Raw genomic sequence first — 22,124 nt, forward strand, 5'->3', positions numbered from 1 at the left:
AACTCAGCGCGTCTCGGCGTGGAAGCAAGGAACGCGCCGCTTGGTTGCGCGGCGCCTCAATGCTCGTGCGGATGCTTGTGAATGGGATCGACCCAGAAGACTTCTTCCGGCGTTTCAACCGCGTCGATGTTCAGATTCACGACGACCGCTTCGTTGTCGCTGCGCACGAGCACGCATTCGAGCGGCTCATCCGTGCTCGCGTTGATTTCCTCATGCGGCACGTACGGCGGCACGAAGATGAAATCGCCCGGACCGGCTTCGGCCGTGAATTCGAGGTGCTCGCCCCAGCGCATGCGCGCCTGGCCGCGCACGATGTAGATCACGCTTTCCAGCGCGCCATGATGGTGCGCGCCGGTCTTCGCGTTCGGATGAATGGTGACCGTTCCCGCCCAGATTTTCTGCGCGCCGACGCGCGCCGCGTCGATGGCGGCCGCTCGGTTCATGCCCGGCGTCTGCGGCGTGTTGGTGTCGAGCTGATCGCCCTTGATGACCTTGACGCCGTTCTCGCGCCAATCAGTATGATGTGCGTCGCTCATGGTGCCTCTGGTCTCTCGGATAGACAAAGTCCGTTGCCGCCGACACCGCGCGAGCAACGGACTTCCGATATTACACGGCGAAGCGTCTTCACCGGGCGGCGATCATTTCCCTTTTGAGTTGATGATCGCTTCCGACACGTTATTCGGCGTCTCGGCGTAGTGCTTGAACTCCATCGTGTAGGTCGCGCGACCTTGCGTCAGCGAGCGCAGCGAAGTGGAATAGCCGAACATCTCGGCAAGCGGCACCTCGGCGCGCACAATCTTGCCGCCGCCGCCCGCGATGTCCTCCATGCCCTGCACGATGCCGCGCCGGCTCGACAAGTCGCCCATCACGTTGCCCATGAACTCCTCGGGCGTTTCCACTTCGACGGCCATCGTCGGTTCGAGTAGCACGGGCTTCGCGCGGCGCATCGCTTCCTTGAAGGCCATCGAGCCGGCCATGCGGAACGCGTTTTCGTTCGAATCGACATCGTGATAGGAACCGAAGGTCAGCGTCACTTTCGTGTCGACGACCGGATAGCCCGCCAGCACGCCCGACTTGAGCGACTCCTGAATGCCCTTGTCGACCGCCGGAATGTACTCGCGCGGAATCACGCCGCCCTTGATGGCGTCGACGAATTCGTAGCCTTTCCCCGGGTCCGGTTCCAGCGTGATGACCGCGTGCCCGTACTGGCCGCGCCCGCCCGACTGCTTGACGAACTTGCCTTCCACATCCGTCACCTTGTTGCGCACGGTCTCGCGATACGCCACCTGCGGCTTGCCGACCGTCGCCTCCACGCCGAACTCGCGCTTCATGCGGTCCACGAGAATTTCGAGGTGCAGTTCGCCCATGCCGGAGATGATCGTCTGCCCGGATTCCTCGTCGGTCGTGACGCGGAACGAGGGGTCTTCCTGCGCGAGACGATTCAGCGCGATGCCCATCTTCTCCTGGTCGGCTTTCGTCTTCGGCTCGACGGCCTGCGAGATCACCGGCTCCGGGAAGATCATCCGTTCGAGGATGATGATGTTGCCCGGATCGCACAGCGTGTCGCCCGTCGTCGCTTCCTTCAGGCCGACCGCCGCCGCGATGTCGCCCGCGCGCACTTCCTTGATTTCCTTGCGCTCGTTCGCGTGCATCTGAAGGATGCGCCCGAGCCGCTCTTTCTTTTCCTTCACCGGGTTGTAGACCGTATCGCCGGAATTCACGACGCCCGAATACACGCGGAAGAAGATCAGCTGGCCCACGAACGGGTCCGTCATGATCTTGAACGCGAGCGCGGAGAACGGCTCGTCGTCGCTCGGATGACGCTCCGCTTCCTCGTCGTCTTCGGTGTGGCCGAGAATCGCGGGCACATCCACCGGCGAGGGCAGATAGTCGATCACCGCGTCGAGCATCGCCTGCACGCCCTTGTTCTTGAACGCGCTGCCGCAGAGCATCGGCACGATCTCGTTCGCGATGGTGCGCTTGCGCAATGCCGTCTTGATCTCGTCCTCGGTCAGGCTTTCATGGTCTTCGAGATACTTTTCGAGCAGTTCTTCGCTCGATTCGGCCGCAGCCTCGACCATCTTCTCGCGCCATTCGTGCGCGACATCCTTGAGATTGTCGGGGATCTCTTCGTAGGTGAACTTGATGCCCTGGCTGTCGTCGTCCCAGACGATGGCCTTCATCTTGACGAGGTCGACCACGCCCTGAAAGTGCTCTTCCGCGCCGATCGGAATCTGGATCGGCACCGCGACGCCCTTCAGACGCTCGCCGATCTGCCGCTGCACGCGAAAAAAGTCCGCGCCGACGCGATCCATCTTGTTAACGAACGCGATGCGCGGCACTTTGTACTTGTTCGCCTGACGCCACACGGTTTCGGACTGCGGCTGCACGCCGCCGACCGAGTCGTAGACCATGCAGGCGCCGTCGAGCACGCGCATGGAACGCTCGACTTCGATGGTGAAATCGACGTGTCCCGGCGTGTCGATGATGTTGATGCGATGTTCCGGGTAATTGCCGGCCATGCCTTTCCAGAAGGCGGTCGTCGCGGCGGACGTGATCGTGATGCCGCGTTCCTGCTCCTGCTCCATCCAGTCCATCGTCGCCGCGCCGTCGTGCACTTCGCCGATCTTGTGCGTCACGCCGGTGTAGAAAAGGATGCGTTCGGTAGTGGTTGTTTTGCCGGCATCGATGTGGGCGCTAATACCGATATTGCGATAGCGCTCGATGGGAGTCTTGCGGGGCACGTGAACCTCCTGTGGGAAATTGCGACCGCAGTTAGGGCTTCAGCCCTTACTGCGGTCTCATGCAAAGCTGGCGACCGCCCTCACGGCTTCAGCCGTTACTGCGGTCCCATGCGATCTTTTTAGGATAGCGCGTAGACAAGCTTCTTGCAGGAATCTTGCCAGCCCTGCCGAACGTTGCGACAAACGGTTTCGGACTGTCCTGCCGTGCCCGGCCAGAGCGAAAAAAAACGGCGCGTCAGGCGACACGCCGTTTTTATCGTTCATCCCGAATTGGGCCTACTGCGCGCCCGGCAATCCCTTGATTTTCATGCCCGGCTTGATGCCCTTCGCCGTGAACCAGCCCTTGCTCATTTCCAGCGCGTAGACGCCGTTGTTGCGCGGGCAGTGGTTATTCGTGGTTTCGGCATCCATTTCGTCGATGTCGGTAACCGTGCCGTCCGCGCGAATGAACGCGATCGACAGCGGGATCAGCGTGTTCTTCATCCAGAAGCAATGCACGGCGTTCTCTTCGAAGACGAAAAGCATGCCTTCGTTCGCGGCGAGTTGCGTGCGATACATGAGGCCCTGCTCGCGATCGGCATCGTTGGCGGCCACGGCGGCGTCGATCACGAACATGCCGGCGGTGAGCTTCGCGCGCGGAAACTCCGACGGCTGCTTCGCGCCGGGCGGCATCGTCTGGGCGTGCGCGAGCGAAAGCGCGGCGAACGGCAGCAGAATCGCGATGACGAGCGCGCGAAGTCGTCGAATGACAGTCGCGCGGCGAATCGATTCAGCGAAAGGGAACGGCACGCGCAACGCGCGCAGGGAAAGCAACAGCGAATTCACACGATGCTCCTTGAAAATCGGTCGTCCGCGCTAACAAAGAAACAGCAGCCCCGCGCATGTTACTTGAAGCACGACGCGAATGTAAAAGCGCGAGCGAAAGCGGCGACTGTAGCTCGCGGCGCAAAACTGAACGACTAAAACGCCCGATGCAAAAACAAAAGGGCAGACTGCCATTCGGCGATCTGCCCTTTAACGCCGTGAAGACGGCGGTAATGCTCGTTTTTAGCTTCGCTATACCGCGTCTTACAACGAACTTACTGAGCTGCGGAAGCAGCTTCCGGTGCCGAAGCGGCAGCCTTGTGCGACTTCTTGTGCGACTTCTTGTGCGAGTGCTTCTTGGCAGCCTTGTGAGCCGGTGCCGAAGCAGCCGACGCAGCAGCCGGAGCAGCCGCTTCCGGAGCCGAAGCTTGTGCGAATGCAGCCGTTGCGAACAGGCCAGCGACGAGAGCAGCGATCAGTTTGTTCATTTGTGAATCCTCAGCTTGAGTTAATTAACCAAACGACCCGGTCATTGAGTCATGTCGGTAAACGAGCCATCCACCTTTCGGTTGACAGTCGTATCGGCAAAAACTCGATACGGCTGTGAACGCTTGTTTCCTTTCAAAAAGCCTGGAGCACACAGGTTAATCGAAAGGGTGTTTCGTTCATGCCGGATAGCTTTGTGCGGCATCTGTGGCCCTTAACGCCTCGGCGAAAGAGTCGGTTGACGCGATTTCGCAGTGTTTGGCTAGACGGATGCAAAAAATCTTCGAAGCTACGGTGCGCGGCAAATCGCGTGTATTCAGAGAAACGCCTGGCGCGCTAGTCGCACGCGATTCAGCGCCCGGTTTTCCACGGCGATTGCGCCGGCACCTGGACGCTTTCGCCGGGCGCGAGTCGGAGCGAGAACACGTCGAGCGCGCCGATAGACACCCGCACGAGCCGCAGCGTCGGAAAGCCGACCGCCGCCGTCATGCGCCGGACCTGGCGGTTTTTCCCTTCGGTGATGGCGAGCTCGATCCACGTCGTCGGGATGGCGGCGCGATAGCGGATCGGCGGATTGCGCGGCCACAGCCTTTCGGCGTCGTGCTCCGCGACGAAGGCCGCCTTGCATGGCCGCGTCACGTAATCGCCGAGATCGACGCCTTTCGCGAGACGCGCGAGCGTATCGTCGCCGGGCGCGCCTTCGACCTGCGCCCAATATCGCTTGACGAGCTTGTGGCGCGGCTCCGCGATGCGCGCCTGCAACGCGCCGTCGTCGGTGAGCAGAAGAAGGCCCTCGCTGTCCGCATCCAGCCGGCCCGCCGGATACACGCCCGGCACCGTCACGAAGTCGCCGAGCGACGCGCGCGTTTCGTGGGCGGAAAACTGGCAGATCGTGCCGAACGGTTTATTCAGGGCGATGAGCGGCATCGGCAGACAAGCGGAACAGGTGGCAGGCGTGCGCGCCGCGCGGCAGGGCGCCGGGGCGTGAATGCGGCATCTTAATGCATAATGGATCGCGATCCGTTTCTCTCATTGCCGCGTCGGGCGAGGGGCCTGCCGTCCGCCTGCCGTGGATAGAACGAAAGCGCTGGCGCAGCAGCAGCGACTGTCCGCGCCAACCAGTCATCAAGTCCGGCCATCATTGGAGTCGACCATGTCGTATCAGCACATCCAGGTTCCGGCGGGCGGTGAAAAAATCACCGTCAACGCGGATTTCTCGCTCAACGTCCCGGATCAGCCGATCATTCCGTATATCGAGGGCGACGGCACGGGCGTCGACGTCACGCCGGTCATGCTCAAGGTGGTGGATGCGGCAGTCGAGAAGACCTACGGCGGGAAGCGCAAGATTCAATGGATGGAGATATTCGCCGGCGAAAAAGCCACGCGCGTCTACGGTCCGGACGTCTGGCTGCCGGACGAAACGCTCGATGTCGTGAAGGAATACGTCGTTTCGATCAAGGGGCCGCTCACGACGCCCGTGGGCGGCGGCATCCGTTCGCTGAATGTTGCGCTTCGGCAGCAACTCGACCTGTATGTCTGCCTGCGCCCGGTGCGCTACTTCAAGGGCGTGCCGTCGCCGCTGCGCGAGCCGGACAAGGTCGACATGGTGATCTTCCGCGAGAACTCGGAAGATATCTACGCGGGCATCGAATGGCCGGCCGAATCGGCGGAAGCCAAGAAGGTGATCGCCTTCCTGCGCGATGAAATGGGCGTGAAGAAGATCCGCTTCCCGGAGTCGTCGGGGCTCGGCATCAAGCCGGTGTCGCGCGAGGGCACGGAGCGGCTGGTGCGCAAGGCGATTCAGTATGCGATCGACAACAACCGGCGCTCGGTCACGCTCGTGCACAAGGGCAACATCATGAAGTTCACCGAAGGCGCGTTCCGCGACTACGGTTACGCGCTCGCGCAGAAGGAGTTCAACGCCGAACTGATCGACGGCGGCCCGTGGATGAAGGTGAAGAACCCGAAGACGGGCGCGGATGTCGTCGTGAAAGACGTGATCGCCGATGCGTTCCTTCAGCAGATCCTGCTGCGTCCGGCGGAATACGACGTGATCGCCACGCTCAACCTGAACGGCGATTACATCTCCGATGCGCTCGCGGCGCAGGTCGGCGGCATCGGCATTGCGCCGGGCGCGAACATGTCGGACTCCGTTGCAATGTTCGAGGCCACGCACGGCACCGCGCCCAAGTACGCCGGTAAGGATTACGTGAATCCGGGCTCGGAAATTTTGTCCGCCGAAATGATGCTGCGCCATCTCGGCTGGACCGAGGCGGCGGATCGCATCATCGCGTCGATGGAGCAGTCGATTCTCTCGAAGCGCGTCACGTACGACTTCGCGCGGCTGATGGAAGGCGCGACCCAGGTGTCGTGCTCGGGATTCGGCGAGGTGATGATCGAGAACATGTGACGCCGCCTTTGCGGCGCACATTCGACGGTCGGGCAAGCATAAAAAAACCCGGCGCGAGGCCGGGTTTCACGGGCTCATGGCACCCGAACGGTCAGGCTGCGTCCTGGATGTTCGATGCCTGCTTGCCCTTCGGTCCCTGGACGATCTCGAAAGTGACCTTTTGGCCTTCCTTGAGCGTCTTGAAACCGTTCATCTGAATCGCCGAGAAATGTGCGAACAGATCCTCGCCGCCTTCGTCGGGCGTGATGAATCCGTAGCCTTTCGCGTCGTTGAACCACTTGACCGTACCAGTAGACATTCGTACTTCCCCTCTAACTCTCGTCGCAACCAGAGCACGCTCGAAAAGCTCGACGGCCCACCCCACAGCGAACCGCCCCCTCCTCACTGCTCCCCTCGGCCTTTTTTGCCCGATGCCCCCGGAAAAAAGTGCCAGTTTGATTGTTAAAGCTCTTAAATCGAGTGTCAAGGAATTTTTGGGATGGCCGTTAAGCTCGTTGCAAAGTCCACATTCGTAGGGTAATTCCTGCTTTCCCGTGTGCGCCGCCGTCCAAGCAAGGCATCTTGAAAAGTCGCATAATCGTCTCACTTGTGTGATACGCCCGGCAGCGCGCCACCGTCGTGCGGTTTGTTTTTTTTGAAGCTGTGCGATACTGGATTCGACGAGGTGCAAGCGGGCCGCGCCGAAGGTTGGGCGCCGGCAGGATTCGATGGACGGTCGCTGCGCGACGCGCGTTCTCCAGCCATACCATAGGGCCGTGCGGCCAGTGCTGGAGCGGCAATTGCGAAGGCGTCCGTGTTGTTTAGAATGGGTGTATGGCGATAAATCCCAACAAGCAGGATGGCACGGTACTCGAGCGGCAGGAGCAGAAGCTCAAAAAGCCGGCGATGTACAAGGTGGTGCTGCTGAATGACGACTTCACGCCGATGGAATTCGTCGTGATGGTCGTGCAGGAATACTTCAATAAAGATCGTGAGACTGCGACGCAGATCATGCTGAAGGTTCATCGCGAGGGCAGGGGAGTTTGTGGGGTCTACACGCGGGACATTGCGTCGACCAAAGTTGAGCAAGTCGTTAGCCATGCACGGCAAGCGGGGCATCCGCTGCAGTGTGTGATGGAGGAAGCATGATTGCCCAGGAACTGGAAGTCAGTCTGCACATGGCGTTTATGGAAGCACGTCAGGCGCGGCACGAGTTCATAACGGTCGAGCATCTTTTACTGGCCTTGTTGGACAATCCGACCGCGGCTGAAGTGCTGCGCGCCTGCGCAGCAAATATCGAGGATTTGCGTCAGAACCTGCGCAATTTCATTCATGACAACACGCCGACCGTGCCCGGCACGGACGACGTCGATACCCAGCCGACGCTTGGTTTCCAGCGCGTGATTCAGCGCGCGATCATGCATGTGCAATCGACTTCGAACGGCAAGAAGGAAGTGACGGGCGCGAACGTGCTCGTCGCGATCTTCGGCGAGAAGGACTCGCACGCGGTCTACTACCTGCAGCAGCAGGGCGTGACGCGTCTCGATGTCGTGAATTTCATTTCGCACGGCATCGCGAAGACGAACAGCGGCGACGCCGCGAAGGCGAACAGCGAAGCGAATCCGGAATCGGAAGACGCCGCCGCCCAGAAGGAAACGCCGCTCGCGCAGTTCACGCAGAACCTGAACCAGCAGGCGAAGGACGGCAAGATCGATCCTTTGATCGGCCGCGAGCTGGAAGTCGAGCGCGTGGTGCAGGTGCTGTGCCGCCGCCGCAAGAACAATCCGCTGCTCGTGGGCGAAGCGGGCGTCGGCAAGACGGCCATCGCCGAAGGTCTCGCCTGGCGCATCACGCGCGGCGAAGTGCCGGACATCCTAGCGGATGCGCAGGTCTACTCGCTCGACATGGGCGCGTTGCTCGCGGGCACGAAGTATCGCGGCGATTTCGAGCAGCGTCTGAAGACGGTGTTGAAGGAACTGAAGGAGCGTCCGCACGCCATTCTGTTCATCGATGAAATTCACACGCTGATCGGCGCGGGCGCGGCATCGGGCGGCACGCTCGACGCTTCGAACCTGCTGAAGCCGGCGTTGTCGTCGGGGCAGCTGAAGTGCATCGGCGCCACGACGTTCACGGAATATCGCGGCATCTTCGAAAAGGACGCGGCGCTCTCGCGGCGCTTCCAGAAGGTGGATGTCACCGAGCCTTCCGTCGAGCAGACGGTCGCCATTCTGCGCGGTCTCAAGTCGCGCTTCGAGGAGCATCACGGCGTGAAGTATTCGTCGGGCGCGCTGTCGGCGGCGGCTGAGTTGTCGGCGCGCTTCATCACGGACCGTCATCTGCCGGACAAGGCGATCGACGTGATCGACGAAGCGGGCGCGGCGCAACGCATTCTGCCGAAGTCGAAGCAGAAGAAGACCATCGGCAAGAGCGAGATCGAAGAGATCATCTCGAAGATCGCGCGCGTGCCGGCGCAAAGCGTGTCGCAAGATGACCGCAGCAAGCTGCAGACGCTGGACCGCGACTTGAAGGCGGTTGTTTTCGGTCAGGATCCGGCCATCGACGCGCTGTCCGCGTCGATCAAGATGGCGCGCGCGGGTCTTGGCAAGACGGACAAGCCGATCGGCGCTTTCCTCTTCTCCGGCCCCACGGGCGTCGGCAAGACGGAAGTGGCGAAGCAGCTCGCGTTCACGCTCGGCATCGAACTGCTGCGCTTCGACATGTCGGAGTACATGGAGCGCCATGCGGTGAGCCGGCTGATCGGCGCGCCGCCGGGCTATGTCGGGTTCGATCAGGGCGGTTTGCTGACCGAAGCCGTCACGAAGAAGCCGCATTGCGTGCTGCTGCTGGATGAAATCGAAAAGGCGCACCCGGACATCTACAACGTGCTCTTGCAGGTGATGGACCACGGCACGCTGACGGACAACAACGGGCGCAAGGCAGATTTCCGCAACGTCATCATCATCATGACGACGAACGCGGGCGCCGAGGCGATGGGCAAGGCGGTGATCGGCTTCACGTCGCGCCGCGAGTCGGGCGACGAAATGGCCGACATCAAGCGCATGTTCACGCCGGAGTTCCGCAACCGTCTGGACGCGATCATCAGCTTCCGCTCGCTGGACGAGGAAATCATCCTGCGCGTGGTCGACAAGTTCCTCATGCAACTGGAAGATCAGCTGCACGAGAAGAAGGTCGATGCAGTGTTCACGGATGCGCTGCGCAAGCACTTGGCGAAGCACGGTTTCGATCCGCTGATGGGCGCGCGTCCGATGCAGCGTCTGATTCAGGACACGATTCGCCGCGCGCTCGCCGACGAGCTGCTCTTTGGCAAGCTGCTCAACGGCGGCCGCGTGACCGTGGACGTGGATGCGGAAGACAAGGTGCAGCTGACGTTCGACGAGAACTCGGCGCCGCCGCGTAATCCGAATCCGGAAGCGATCGAAGTGGATTGACCCGCAGTCAGCTTCAAGTAGAAACGGCGCGTTCTTTCGAGAACGCGCCGTTTTTTTTTGGCTTCGGAAAGCTCAGTGCTTGCCCGTGCTGCCGAACCCGCCCGCGCCGCGTTCGCTCGCCTCGAAGTCGTCGACGATGTTGAACTGCGCCTGCACCACCGGCACGATGACCAGTTGCGCGAGCCGTTCCATCGGATTGAGCGTGAACGCGGTGTTGCCGCGATTCCAGGTTGAAACCATCAGTTGCCCTTGATAATCCGAATCGATCAGGCCGACGAGATTGCCCAGCACGATGCCGTGCTTATGGCCGAGGCCGGAGCGCGGCAGAATGAGCGCCGCATAGCCGGGATCGGCGAGGTGGATGGCGAGGCCGGTGGGCACGAGCACCGTCTTTTGCGGCTCGATGATGAGCGGCGCATCCAGACACGCGCGCAGGTCGAGGCCGGCGCTGCCGGGCGTAGCATAAGCGGGCAGGACATCGCGCATGCGCGCGTCGAGAATCTTGACGTCGAGTTTCATGGTCAGGCTGAACGGCCGAGCGCGAACGCGTCGGCGAGTAGTTGATAGGACCGCGAGCGTGCGGCGTAGCTGCCGGCGACCGTCAGAACGATCAGTTCGTCGGCGTCGAATTGTTCTTGCAGCGCGTGGAGCTTTTCGGTAACGCGCTCCGGCGTGCCGATGATGCTGCGCGCCTTCTCATGCGCGATCACCGCGCGCTCGCGCTCGCCGTATTGCTGCGCGACGCCCTGCGCGATCGACGGAATCGGCTGGTTGAGACCATACGCCATCTGCACGCGACGCAGATCGACGGCCTTTTCCAGCGCTTCGGCTTCGTCTTCGGTATCGGCGCAGATGGCGAAGACCGCCGCCGCGAGATACGGCTTCTCTTCGTGACCCGCGACGAACCGCTCGCGATACGCCTCGGCCACGTGATGCCCCATGTGCGCGTTGATGAAATGCGCGAACGCGAAGCGAATGCCGAGCTGCGCGGCGAGCAAGCCGCCGAAATCGCTCGATCCGAGCATCCACAGTTCGGGGCGCGTGTCGATCTGCGGTTGCAGCAGCACGCCTTTGGCGAGCGAATCGTCGGGAACCTTGCCGTCGAAGAGCGCGATGAGTTCCGCCACTTGCTGCGGGAAGATATCGCCGCGATTGTACGAACCGGCGGCCACTGCCTGCGCGGTGCGCATGTCGCCGCCGGGCGCGCGCCCGACGCCCAGATCGACGCGATTCGGGAACAGCGCCTCCAGCATCAGGAACTGTTCGGCGACCTTGAACGGGTTGTAGTACGGCAGCATGACGCCGCCCGAGCCGATGCGGATGCGCTTCGTCAGACTGCCGATATGCGCGAGCATCACTTCCGGGCACGGGTTCGACACGCCGTACAGGCCGTGATGTTCCGCGCACCAGTAGCGCGTGTAGCCGAGATCGTCGGCGAGTTGGGCGAGATCCAGCGTCGCGGCGATGGCGTCCGCCGTCGTGTGGCCGTGGATGACCGGCGTCTGGTCCAGAACCGATAGCTTCGTCATGTCGAGCCTACGAGAGAAGCGAGCCACCGCTCGGCGCGCGCTTGGCGATTTCCGCGATCAGCGTGCGCGCGAGCGACTGCTTGTCGGCGCGCGGCAACGGCGTGCGGCCCGATGCTTCGAAGAGCACCACTTCGTTGTCGTCGCGGCCGAAGGTGAGCGGCCCGAGATTGCCGATCAAGAGCGGAACGTTCTTGCGCCTGCGCTTTTCCTCGCCGTGCAAGTCGAGATCGCCGCTTTCGGCCGCGAAGCCGACGCAATACGGCGGATTCGGCAGATTCGCCACCGAAGCGAGAATGTCCGGATTCTCGATGAAGTTGAACGCCGGCAAGGCATCGCTGGACTTCTTTATCTTGTGCTCCCTCGCGTGATCGACGCGCCAGTCCGCCACCGCTGCCACTGCGATGAAAATCTCGGCATCGGGCGTGGCCTGCATGACGGCGTCGTGCATTTGCTGCGCGGTCTGCACGTCTTCGCGATAGACGCCCCAGGGCGTAGGCAGCGAAACCGGCCCGGCGACGAGATGCACGTCCGCGCCCGCCTGCGCCGCCGCGCGCGCGAGCGCGAAGCCCATCTTTCCCGACGAGCGATTCGTGAGGCCGCGCACCGGATCGAGCGGCTCGAACGTCGGGCCGGCGGTAATCAGCACGCGGCGGCCGCGCAGAATCTTGGGCTGAAACGACGCGCAAATGGCTTCGAACGCGGCTTCCGGCTCGATCATGCGGCCGTCGCCGACTTCGCCGCATGCCTGCGAACCCGAATCCGGGCCGAGCACTTCCACGCCGTCCGCGCGGATCTGCGCGACGTTGCGCTGGGTCGCCGGGTTCTGCCACATCTGGCGGTTCATCGCGGGCACTACGAGCAGCGGACAATCCCGTGCGACGCAGAGCGTAGAGAGCAGGTCGTCGCACATGCCGTGCGCGAGCTTCGCGATAAAGTCGGTCGAGGCGGGCGCGATGACGATGGCATGCGCCTCGCGTGAGAGGTCGATATGCGGCATGTTGTTCGGCATGCGCGCATCCCATTGCGACACATACACGGGACGCCCCGAGAGCGCCTGCATGGTGACGGGCGTGATGAACTGCGTGGCCGCTTCCGTCATTACGACCTGCACGGTCGCGCCTGCCTTCACGAGGAGCCGCGTCAACTCCGCGATCTTGTAACACGCGATGCCGCCGGTCAGTCCCAGCACGAGATGTTTGCCTGCGAGTTCCAACTTGCCTCCGTCGCAAAAAAACGCGGCTCCGGAAAGGAGCCGCGCCTCATCACATCACTTCGAGCCGCGTACGCGCCGCAGTTCGTCGAAAATCAGCAGCACCGCGCCGACCGTGATCGCGCTATCGGCCAGATTGAACGCCGGCCAATGCCACGTCTTCACGTGGAAGTCCAGAAAGTCGATCACGTGACCGTAGGCGAGACGGTCGATCACGTTGCCGATCGCGCCGCCCATGATGAGCGCGAGTGCCGTGCAGAAGAGCCGCTGCGCCGCATGCTTCTTGAGCAGATAGCAGATGACGGCCGCCGCCACGACGCCGAGCGCGGTGAACGCCCAGCGCTGCCAGCCGCCCGCCGCCGCGAGAAAGCTGAACGCCGCGCCGCGGTTATAGACGAGCAGCAGATTGAAGAAAGGCGCCAGCGCATGCGGCTCGCCGTATGCGAACACCTTCTGGACCGCGATCTTCGTCAACTGGTCGAACAGAATCACGATGAGCGCGACGCCGATCCACGGCGCGAGCGAACCGCTCGAAGTACTTTGTTTCGCCATAGTCCTTGCCATTATGCTGCGCCTCGCGTTTCGCCAGCGCCGAAGAGGTTGGACAAGCAGCGGCCGCACAGACCCGGATGCTCAGGATGCGAGCCGACGTCGGCGCAGTAGTGCCAGCAGCGTTCGCACTTCAGGTAGCGGGAGGCGGCCACATCGACGCCTTCTTCGGCTTCGCTCGCCACGCGCTCGACCGACGCCTGCGACGTGATGAGCACGAAGTGCAGCGCATCGCCGAGGCTCGCGAGCGCGTCGTAACGCGCGCCGCTCGCGCGAACGACGACTTCCGCCTGCAACGACGAGCCGATCAGATTCGCGGTACGCGCTTCTTCCAGCGCCTTCGTCACGTCGCCGCGCGCCGAGCGGATCAGCGACCATTTGTCCAGCAGCTCGCCGCCGTTCGGAATATCCGGGTACGTCGCGTAGACCTCGGTGAAGATCGTGTCCTGACCGGGCTTCAGCACCTTGTACGCTTCTTCCGCCGTGAACGAGAGATACGGCGCCACGAGGCGCAGCAAGCCATGCGCGATGTGAAAGAGCGCGGTCTGCGCGCTGCGGCGCTCGCGCGAATCGGGCTTCGTCGTGTAGAGACGGTCCTTCAGCACGTCGAGATAGAAGCCGCCGAGGTCTTCCGAGCAGAACGTCGCGATCTTCGCGACGACCGGATGGAACTCGTACTTCTCGTAGTGCGAGAGCGCGTCGTCCTGCAGGTTGCGCGTGAGCGCCACGGCGTAGCGGTCGATTTCCAGCCACTCCGCGACCGGCACCGCGTTCTCCTCGAAGTCGAAGTCCGAGAGATTCGCGAGCAGGAAGCGCAGCGTGTTGCGGATGCGGCGATACGTCTCCGTCACGCGCTTGAGAATCTCTTCGGAGATGGCGAGCTCGCCGGAATAGTCCGTCGACGCGATCCACAAGCGGATGATTTCCGCGCCGAGGCGATTCGCCACTTCGTGCGGATCGACGCCGTTGCCGAGCGACTTCGACATCTTGCGGCCTTCGCCATCGACGGTGAAGCCGTGCGTGAGCAGCGCGTCGTAGGGCGGGCGGCCGTCGAGCATGGAAGCCGTGAGCAGCGACGAATGGAACCAGCCGCGATGCTGGTCCGAGCCTTCGAGATACAGATCAGCGGGGAATTGCAGCTCTTCCTTGTGCGAGCCGCGCAGCACGTGCCAGTGCGTCGTGCCGGAGTCGAACCAGACATCGAGCGTGTCGCGGTTCTTTTCGTACATGTTCGCGTCGTCGCCGATCAGCTCGCGCGCGTCGAGCGTCTGCCACGTCTCGATGCCGCCTTGCTCCACGCGCTTCGCCACTTCCTCCAGCAATTCGATGGTGCGCGGATGCAGTTCGCCCGTTTCCTTGTGCACGAAGAACGCCATCGGCACGCCCCATTGACGCTGACGCGAAAGCGTCCAGTCCGGGCGATTCGCGATCATGCTGAAGAGGCGCTGCTTGCCCCACGACGGATAGAACGCCGTGTTCTCGACGCCTTCGAGCGCCGTTTCGCGCAGCGTCTTGCCGCCGTCTTTCGGCGTCACGTCCATGCCCGCGAACCATTGCGAAGTCGCGCGATAGATGATCGGCGTCTTGTGACGCCAGCAGTGCATGTAACTGTGCGTGTACTTCTCGGTCTTGAGCAGCGAACCGGCGCTGTTCAGCGCTTCCACGATCTCCGGATTCGCTTTCCAGATCGACAAGCCGCCGAAGAGCGGCAGCGATTCGATATAGCGGCCATCGCCCATTACGGGGTTGATGATGTCCGAATCCGCCATGCCGTGCGCCTTGCACGACACGAAGTCTTCCACGCCATAGGCCGGCGACGAATGCACGACGCCCGTGCCGCTTTCGGTCGTGACGTACTCGCCGAGATAGACGGGCGACGTGCGCTTGTAGCCCGGATGCGCCGCCGCGAGCGGATGATGGAAGCGCACGTTGGCGAGCTTCGCGCCGGTCGTCGTGGCGATCACTTCACCGGGCAATCCGTAGTTCTGCAGGCACGCTTCGACGCGCTCCTGCGCGAGAATCAGCAAACCGCGCGGCGTATCGACGAGCGCGTACACGATCTCCGGATGCACGTTCAGCGCCTGGTTCGCGGGGATGGTCCACGGCGTCGTCGTCCAGATGACGATGCCGCCTTCCGTCTTCGGCAGCGACGGCAGTCCGAACGCCTGCGCGGTCTTTTCCGCTTCCGCGAACGGGAACAGCACGTCGATGGTCGGATCGGTCTTGTCCTTGTACTCGACTTCCGCTTCGGCCAGCGCCGAGCCGCAGTCGAAACACCAGTTCACGGGCTTCAGGCCACGGAACACGAAGCCCTTTTCCATGATCTTCGCCAGCGCGCGGATTTCGCCCGCTTCGTTGACGAAGTTCATCGTCTTGTACGGATTGTCCCAGTCGCCGAGCACGCCCAGACGCCGGAAGCCGACCTTCTGCTTCTCGATCTGCTCGCTAGCGTAAGCGCGCGCCTTCTGCATGACTTCGGCGGCGGGCAGCGACTTGCCGAACTGCTTTTCGATCTGGATTTCGATCGGCATGCCGTGGCAGTCCCAGCCCGGCACGTACACGGCGTCGAAGCCCGCGAGATTGCGCGCCTTGACGATCATGTCCTTCAGGATCTTGTTGACCGCGTGGCCCAGGTGAATGTCGCCATTCGCATACGGCGGGCCGTCGTGCAGGATGAACTTCTTGCGGCCACGGCTCGCCGCGCGAATTTTTTCGTAGACCTTGTTCTCCTGCCATTCCTTGACCCACGCCGGTTCGCGCTTGGGCAGATCGCCGCGCATCGGAAATGGCGTGTCGAGCAGGTTGACGGGATATTTCGAGGAGGCTTTCTCTTTCTTGTCGCTCATGGGTGACTCAGTGAATTCGGTGAGACGGCGCGTTGGCGCGCGCGGTGTGTCGAAGGCGAGGCAGCGGGCGATGCGCTTGTTGAAAGCGCCACCGCGCGCTCACCTAATTCGGTCGGTGGCGGAAATGGCGAAGCCCGTCGCGCGGCTGCCGGCGTTGCTCGCGGGCGGCAGGCCGAAGTAGGCGCGCGCGTTGTCGACGTCCCTCGCGATGGCGGCGGACAGCGTTTCGAGGTCGACGTATCTTTCCTCGTCGCGCAGCTTCTTCAGGAACTCGACGCGCACGAGCTTGCCGTACGCATCGCCGTGCCAGTCGAGCACGAAGACTTCGAGCAGCACGCGGCCGGAATCGTCCACGGTCGGACGCAGGCCGAGGCTCGCGACGGCGGGCAGCGGTTCGTCCGCCAGGCCGTGCACGCGCACGACGAAAATGCCCGCGAGCGCCGGGCGCTTGTGGGCAATCGGAAGGTTGAGCGTGGGAAAGCCGAGATCGCGGCCGAGCTTCGCGCCATGCACGACGTGGCCGCTGATGATGTACGGACGCCCGAGCGCGACGTTCGCGGCGTCGAGGTCGCCCGCGACGAGCGACGCCCGCACCGACGACGACGAAATGCGCGCGCCGTTCGGATGCGCGACGGTGGCCATCTGCTCGACTTCGAAGCCGTACGTGTCGCCCGCAGCCTTGAGGGAATCGAAATTGCCCGCGCGTTTCGCGCCGTAGCAGAAGTCGTCGCCGACCATGACCCAGCGCGCGTGCAGGCCGTCGACGATGACGTTCTTGACGAACGTGTCCGGCGGCTGGCTCGCGAATGTGTGATTGAAATGCTCGACCACCACGCGGTCGACGCCGTTGGTGCGCAGCGCTTCGAGCTTGTCGCGCAGCATGGCGATACGCGGCGGCGCGCCCGCCGGATTGAAGAACTCGCGCGGATGCGGCTCGAAAGTCATCACGCAGACCGGCAGCCCGCGCGCGTCCGCAGCCGCCCGCACGCGCGCAAGCAGCGCCTGGTGCCCGCGATGGACACCGTCGAAGTTGCCGATGGTCAGTGCGCAGGGCGCCCGGCTTTCGGCATTGGGGAGGCCGCGAAAGACTCTCACGATAGGCGTTGGTCGGTGGGGGGGCTGATGCTGCAAAGCGTTCGATTATAAACGCTCGCACGGATGCAGGGGCGCGCGTGCCGGGCGGCGCCGCCGGAGCGCCCGGCGCGTCGCGGTCGTGTTACTGGCACGATTTTCGCCGTCCCCGAAATGATAAAATCCGCGGATGAAAAAAATCGTCATTCTGATCTCCGGACGCGGGAGCAACATGGAGGCCGTCGTGCGTGCTTGCGCGCGCGAGGGCTGGCCGGCGCGCGTCTGTGCGGTCATTTCAAACCGGCCGGATGCCGCCGGGCTCGGCTTCGCGGCCGCGAACGGCATCGAAACGGTCGTCGTCGATCACCGCGAATTCGACGGCCGCGAAGCGTTCGATGCGGCGCTGGCGCGTGAAATCGACCGCTTCGAGCCGGATCTCGTCGTGCTGGCCGGCTTCATGCGCGTGCTCACCGACGCGTTCGTCGAACGCTACGCCGGGCGCATGCTGAACGTGCATCCGTCGCTCTTGCCGTGCTTTGCCGGCCTGCGCACGCACCAGCAGGCGCTCGACGCCGGCGTGCGCGTGCACGGCGCGAGCGTGCATTTCGTGACGTCGAAGCTGGATCACGGGCCGATCGTCGCGCAGGGCGCGGTGCCGGTCATCGCGGGCGACGACGCCGCCGCGCTCGCGGCGCGCGTGCTCGCCGTCGAACACATCATTTACCCGCGCGCGGTGCGCTGGTTCGTGGAAGGGCGTCTTTCTATCGAGGGCGAACGAGTCGCCCTCACGCCGTCTGAGCCGCAGTGGCTCTTTGCCGACATTGCCGGGGAGGGCGCATGAGGCTGCATGGATTTCTGATTGGTCAAACCGAAACGTTGCTGGCGGACGTGCTCCGCTTTTCCGGTCCCGCCGATGCGGCGACGAGCCGTTTCTTCCGCGCGCATCCGAAGCTCGGTCACGGCGAGCGCGGCGTGATCGCGGAGGCGGTCTTCGCCGTGCTGCGGCGGAAGATGGAGTTCTCGCATCTCGCCGAAAGCGGCACCGGCAATCAGGCGCGGCGTCTCGCGCTGCTCGGGCTGATGCAGACCGCGGGCCTCACCGCGCTCAAGCCCTTCGTTTCGGCGGACGAGCATCAGTGGCTCGCGCAAGTGTCGAAGATCGATCCCGCGAGCCTGCCGGTGCGCGTGCGCACGAACCTGCCGCAGTGGATCTACGACGCGATGGCCAAGCGCTTCGAGCCGGACGAGCTCGCACAGCTTGCCGCCGCGCTGAACTATCCCGCGCCGCTCGACTTGCGCGCGAATCCGATCAAGGCGAGCCGCGACGTCGTGCGCAAGGCGCTCATCGACGCGGGCATCGACGCGTTCGACATGCCGTTCGCGCCGTTCGGCATCCGCGTGGAAGGCAAGCCCGCGCTCACGCGCTTGCAGCCGTTTCAGGAAGGCTGGATCGAAGTGCAGGACGAGGGCAGCCAGTTGCTCTGCTCGCTGGTGGCCCCGCGCCGGGGCGAGATGATCGTCGATTTCTGCGCGGGCGCGGGCGGCAAGACGCTTGCGCTCGGCGCGATGATGCGCTCCACCGGCCGTTTGTATGCCTTCGACGTCTCCGACCGGCGGCTCGCGAAGCTGAAGCCGCGTCTTGCGCGCAGCGGTCTGTCGAACGTGAATCCGGTGCTGATCGACAGCGAACACGACGCGAAGATCAAGCGCCTCGCGGGCAAGATCGACCGCGTGCTCGTCGATGCGCCGTGCTCCGGCTTGGGCACGCTGCGCCGCAATCCCGACCTCAAGTGGCGGCAGTCGCCCGCGACCGTCGCGGAACTGACGCCGAAGCAGCTTTCCATTCTCACGAGCGCCGCGCGGCTCGTGAAGACGGGCGGCCGTCTCGTCTACGCGACGTGCAGCATGCTCGAAGCGGAGAACGAAGGCGTCGTCGCGCAGTTCCTGGAAACGCATCCGAACTTCCGCGTGGTGCCCGCGCGCGACGTGCTCGCCGAGCAGCGCATCGAACTCGACACGGGCGAGTATCTGTCGCTGTGGCCGCACAAGCACGGCACGGACGGCTTTTTCGCGGCGGTGCTGGAGCGCGTGCCCGGCACGAAGGCGCAAGCGGCGGACGAGAGCGCCGGGGAAGAGAGCGCATAAGCGCGCGATGCAGAACCGCTTCCTCGGCCACCTGTCGGAACGGCTCGTACGCGACTTCGGCGAGCCGGAAGTGCTGTGGCAAGTCGGCGCGCTGATCGCGCTCGTCGCCATCGCGTGGTGGAGCGCGGGTCTCTTGCGCAAACAGCTCGACGCGCGGCGGCAGTCGCGCTTCGAAGCCGTCCGGTTCGGCGCGGAAAGTCTCAACAAGGCCCTGTTTCCGCTGCTCGGGACCGTCTTCGTCTCGGTCGCGCAACTCGCGCTCGCGCCCGTCATGCACACGGCGCTCTTGCGGCTCGCGCTGGTGCCGCTGTGCGGCATCACCGTGATCTACATGATGTTTTACGTGGTGCGGCGCGTCTTCAGCAAGCGCGCCACGGGCGGCGCGGACGACGAGGCCGGCGCGCTGCTGTTTCTCTTCGAAAAGGTCGTCACGGTGCTCGTCTGGGTCGCGATGCTGCTCACGGTAATGGGCATTCAGGACGACGTCGTGCGCTGGATGGCGAGCGTGCGCTTCAATTTCGCCAACGCGCACATGACGCTGCTCTCGCTCGCCTCGGGCGTGCTGTGGGTATGCGTGACGCTGATCGTGGCGATGTGGGCCGGCGCGCTGCTCGACGACCGCCTCATGCGTTCGCGCTCGCTCGACGCGAATCTGAAAGTGGTGCTCGGCCGCGTCGCGCGGGCGCTGATGATTCTCGCGGCGATTCTCGTGAGCCTGTCGATCGTCGGCATCGACATTACGGTGCTCGGCGTGTTCGGCGGCGCGCTCGGCGTCGGACTCGGCTTCGGCTTGCAAAAGATCGCGAGCAATTACGTGTCGGGCTTCATCATTCTGCTCGACCGGTCGCTCAGGCTCGGTGACATGATCAATGTCAGCGGCTTTCAGGGCACGGTCACGCAGATTCGCACGCGATACACGGTCGTTCGCGGGCTGGACGGCATCGAAACGCTGATTCCGAACGAAAAGCTCATTACCGATGTCGTACAGAATCACTCGTCGTATCTGACGCGCGGCAACGCGAAAATCGCGGTGCAGGTGAGTTATCGCTCGGACGTGGAACGCGCGATGCGACTCCTCATCGAAGCAACACAGGGCGTCGAGCGCGTGCTGCAGGACCCGGCGCCCGCAGCGCTGCTCGCGAGTTTCGGCGCGGACGGCATCGATCTCGAACTGAGCTTCTGGATCGAGGACGCGGCGAAGGGCACGGGCGGCGTTAAGTCGCAAGTCAATCGCAGCGTGTGGCGGTTATTCTGCGAGCATGGCATCGAGATCCCGTACGCGCAGCGCGAAGTGCGGATTGTCGGCGGTGCGGCGAACCAATCGGTAGGAAATGCCGGTTTTCACGGCGATGCGCCTTCGTCAACGGCTTAAAGCACCGCCTGAAGCAACAGCAGTGCGCCATTCCTTCTGTTTTTGCAAGGATGACGCTGGTCGTAGGGGCGTGAGATTTTCCTCTTATGACCAAGATTCAAAAAAATTCACCTTTACGACAACGACTTGGAACGCATGCAGTAGAATGCGATCGAACTTCGGCGCTGACCTTTCACGCGCCCGACATGCGGCGATAAAGTCGTTTTTTGACCGTTTTCGTCGGCCATTTTTTCCGAATTTCACAGCTAGATAGGTAAATTGCCTTGCTGAATTCCTCCCTCGAATTTCTCGCCAATGGATTGCTGGATTTTTCCTGGTGGCAGATTCTGTTGTTCACGCTGGCGATGACGCACGTCACCATCGCGGGCGTCACCATTTATTTGCACCGCTGCCAGGCGCATCGCGCGCTGGACCTGCACCCCATCGCGAGCCACTTCTTCCGCCTGTGGCTGTGGATGACCACCGGCATGCTGACCGGCCAGTGGGCGGCCATCCACCGCAAGCACCACGCGAAGTGCGAGACCGAAGAAGATCCGCACAGCCCGCAAACGCGCGGCATCTGGAAGGTGCTGCTGGAAGGCGCGGAACTGTATCGCGCGGAAGCGAAGAACGAAGAAACGCTGCGCCGCTTCAGCCACGGCACGCCGAACGACTGGATCGAGCGCAACCTGTACACGCGTTATCCGATCTTAGGCATCAGCATCATGATGGTCATCGACGTGGCGCTGTTCGGCATCGTCGGGCTGTCGGTGTGGGCCGTGCAGATGATCTGGATTCCGTTCTGGGCGGCGGGCGTCGTCAACGGTCTCGCGCACTTCTGGGGTTATCGCAACTTCAATTCGGCTGATGCGAGCACCAACATTTTCCCGCTCGGCATCCTGATCGGCGGCGAAGAGCTGCACAACAATCACCACACGTACGCGACGTCGGCCAAGCTGTCGAGCAAGTGGTACGAGTTCGATATCGGCTGGCTGTACATCCGCATTCTGTCGGCAATTGGCCTCGCGAAGGTGAAGAAGCTGGCGCCCACGCCGCGCCTGTCGGAATCGAAGTCGGTGCCGGATCACGACACCCTGCAAGCCGTGCTCGCGAACCGTTACGAAGTCATGGCGCGTTACGGCAAGGCGCTCAAGCGAGCGTACAAGCAGGAACTCGTGAAGCTGAAGGAAGCCGGCGCGCGCGAGAAGTATCAGCTGATGCGCGGCGCGCGCAAGTGGTTCCACAAGGACGAGGACGGCCTGAACGAGCCGCAGCGCAAGCAACTCCCCGAGCTGTTCTCGGACAACCAGAAACTGCGCACGTACATCGAACTGCGCAAGGATCTGGCGGCAATGTGGGACCGCTCGAACGCATCGCGCGAGCAACTGCTGGCGCAGCTGCAGGACTGGTGTCATCGCGCCGAACAAAGCGGCATCAAGGCGTTGCAGGACTTTGCGTTGCGTCTGCGCCGCTACGCCCTGTAAGCGTTATCCGCTAAAATTCGAAGACGTCACAAGACCCCGCTCTGGCGGGGTTTTTGTTTTAGGGCGA

General features: G+C 63.1%; 19 protein-coding genes. 7 read left to right on the forward strand and 12 right to left on the reverse strand.

Going from position 1 to position 22,124, the window contains the following annotated elements; all coding sequences use genetic code 11:
* Window positions 1-56: 56 nt before the first annotated feature.
* From NCR37_RS02855 to NCR37_RS02875, 5 genes are all read right to left on the reverse strand, one after another.
* Window positions 57-536, reverse strand: a complete 480-nt coding sequence (locus tag NCR37_RS02855; protein WP_250471430.1) for a cupin domain-containing protein — start codon at window positions 534-536, stop codon at window positions 57-59.
* 102 nt (window positions 537-638) lie between these two features.
* On the reverse strand, window positions 639-2,744 hold the full coding sequence (fusA, locus tag NCR37_RS02860) for an elongation factor G (RefSeq protein ID WP_250471433.1): 2,106 nt from the start codon (window positions 2,742-2,744) through the stop codon (window positions 639-641).
* Window positions 2,745-3,020: 276 nt separating this feature from the next.
* Window positions 3,021-3,491: a DUF192 domain-containing protein gene (locus NCR37_RS02865; protein WP_250471843.1), complete on the reverse strand. Its 471-nt coding sequence runs from the start codon at window positions 3,489-3,491 to the stop codon at window positions 3,021-3,023.
* Between the two features lie 332 nt (window positions 3,492-3,823).
* On the reverse strand, window positions 3,824-4,036 hold the full coding sequence (locus tag NCR37_RS02870) for a hypothetical protein (RefSeq protein ID WP_175939635.1): 213 nt from the start codon (window positions 4,034-4,036) through the stop codon (window positions 3,824-3,826).
* 349 nt (window positions 4,037-4,385) lie between these two features.
* Window positions 4,386-4,961, reverse strand: a complete 576-nt coding sequence (locus tag NCR37_RS02875; RefSeq protein ID WP_250471435.1) for a pseudouridine synthase — start codon at window positions 4,959-4,961, stop codon at window positions 4,386-4,388.
* A 226-nt stretch (window positions 4,962-5,187) separates the two neighbouring features.
* Between NCR37_RS02875 and icd the strand changes: the two genes are divergently transcribed.
* The gene (gene icd, locus NCR37_RS02880) at window positions 5,188-6,444 is read left to right on the forward strand and encodes an NADP-dependent isocitrate dehydrogenase (RefSeq protein ID WP_250471436.1); all 1,257 of its coding nucleotides are present in this window, start codon (window positions 5,188-5,190) and stop codon (window positions 6,442-6,444) included.
* 91 nt (window positions 6,445-6,535) lie between these two features.
* On the opposite strand, the gene NCR37_RS02885 is transcribed toward icd, so the two are convergent.
* Entirely contained in the window at window positions 6,536-6,742 is a 207-nt protein-coding gene (locus NCR37_RS02885; RefSeq protein ID WP_175939638.1) for a cold-shock protein, read from the reverse strand.
* Window positions 6,743-7,257: 515 nt separating this feature from the next.
* Between NCR37_RS02885 and clpS the strand changes: the two genes are divergently transcribed.
* Window positions 7,258-7,572: an ATP-dependent Clp protease adapter ClpS gene (gene clpS, locus NCR37_RS02890; protein WP_014190611.1), complete on the forward strand. Its 315-nt coding sequence runs from the start codon at window positions 7,258-7,260 to the stop codon at window positions 7,570-7,572.
* A complete protein-coding gene (gene clpA, locus NCR37_RS02895) occupies window positions 7,569-9,872 on the forward strand; it encodes an ATP-dependent Clp protease ATP-binding subunit ClpA (RefSeq protein ID WP_175939639.1) in 2,304 nt (767 codons plus the stop codon). The genes clpS and clpA overlap by 4 nt, the downstream gene beginning before the upstream one ends.
* 72 nt (window positions 9,873-9,944) lie before the next feature.
* Here the strand turns inward: clpA and dut are convergent, their stop codons facing one another.
* From dut to NCR37_RS02925, 6 genes are all read right to left on the reverse strand, one after another.
* Entirely contained in the window at window positions 9,945-10,391 is a 447-nt protein-coding gene (gene dut / locus NCR37_RS02900) for a dUTP diphosphatase (RefSeq protein WP_250471438.1), read from the reverse strand.
* A gap of 2 nt (window positions 10,392-10,393) precedes the next feature.
* The gene (locus NCR37_RS02905; protein WP_250471440.1) at window positions 10,394-11,401 is read right to left on the reverse strand and encodes an LLM class flavin-dependent oxidoreductase; all 1,008 of its coding nucleotides are present in this window, start codon (window positions 11,399-11,401) and stop codon (window positions 10,394-10,396) included.
* Between the two features lie 7 nt (window positions 11,402-11,408).
* Window positions 11,409-12,614, reverse strand: a complete 1,206-nt coding sequence (gene coaBC, locus NCR37_RS02910; protein ID WP_250471446.1) for a bifunctional phosphopantothenoylcysteine decarboxylase/phosphopantothenate--cysteine ligase CoaBC — start codon at window positions 12,612-12,614, stop codon at window positions 11,409-11,411.
* Between the two features lie 54 nt (window positions 12,615-12,668).
* Window positions 12,669-13,175: a signal peptidase II gene (gene lspA / locus NCR37_RS02915; protein ID WP_250471447.1), complete on the reverse strand. Its 507-nt coding sequence runs from the start codon at window positions 13,173-13,175 to the stop codon at window positions 12,669-12,671.
* Window positions 13,175-16,006 (reverse strand): isoleucine--tRNA ligase, encoded by a 2,832-nt coding sequence (gene ileS, locus NCR37_RS02920; protein WP_250471453.1) that lies wholly within the window; start codon window positions 16,004-16,006, stop codon window positions 13,175-13,177. The genes lspA and ileS overlap by 1 nt, the downstream gene beginning before the upstream one ends.
* A gap of 99 nt (window positions 16,007-16,105) precedes the next feature.
* Window positions 16,106-17,101 carry a bifunctional riboflavin kinase/FAD synthetase gene (locus NCR37_RS02925; protein WP_250471454.1) on the reverse strand — a complete coding sequence of 332 codons (996 nt, stop codon included), beginning with the start codon at window positions 17,099-17,101 and terminating at the stop codon, window positions 16,106-16,108.
* A 166-nt stretch (window positions 17,102-17,267) separates the two neighbouring features.
* On the opposite strand from NCR37_RS02925, the gene purN reads away from it, so the two are divergent.
* The 4 genes from purN (at window position 17,268) to NCR37_RS02945 (ending at window position 22,057) form a co-directional block, all read left to right on the forward strand.
* Window positions 17,268-17,918 (forward strand): phosphoribosylglycinamide formyltransferase, encoded by a 651-nt coding sequence (gene purN / locus NCR37_RS02930; RefSeq protein ID WP_250471456.1) that lies wholly within the window; start codon window positions 17,268-17,270, stop codon window positions 17,916-17,918.
* A complete protein-coding gene (locus NCR37_RS02935; RefSeq protein WP_250471457.1) occupies window positions 17,915-19,222 on the forward strand; it encodes an RsmB/NOP family class I SAM-dependent RNA methyltransferase in 1,308 nt (435 codons plus the stop codon). Before purN ends, NCR37_RS02935 begins: the two co-directional genes overlap by 4 nt.
* A gap of 7 nt (window positions 19,223-19,229) precedes the next feature.
* Window positions 19,230-20,594 (forward strand): mechanosensitive ion channel family protein, encoded by a 1,365-nt coding sequence (locus NCR37_RS02940; protein WP_250471464.1) that lies wholly within the window; start codon window positions 19,230-19,232, stop codon window positions 20,592-20,594.
* Window positions 20,595-20,857: 263 nt separating this feature from the next.
* A complete protein-coding gene (locus NCR37_RS02945; RefSeq protein WP_250471466.1) occupies window positions 20,858-22,057 on the forward strand; it encodes a DesA family fatty acid desaturase in 1,200 nt (399 codons plus the stop codon).
* The last annotated feature ends 67 nt before the right edge of the window (window positions 22,058-22,124 follow it).

The sequence above is a fragment of the Caballeronia sp. GAFFF1 genome (genome assembly GCF_023630705.1).
Lineage (GTDB): Bacteria > Pseudomonadota > Gammaproteobacteria > Burkholderiales > Burkholderiaceae > Caballeronia.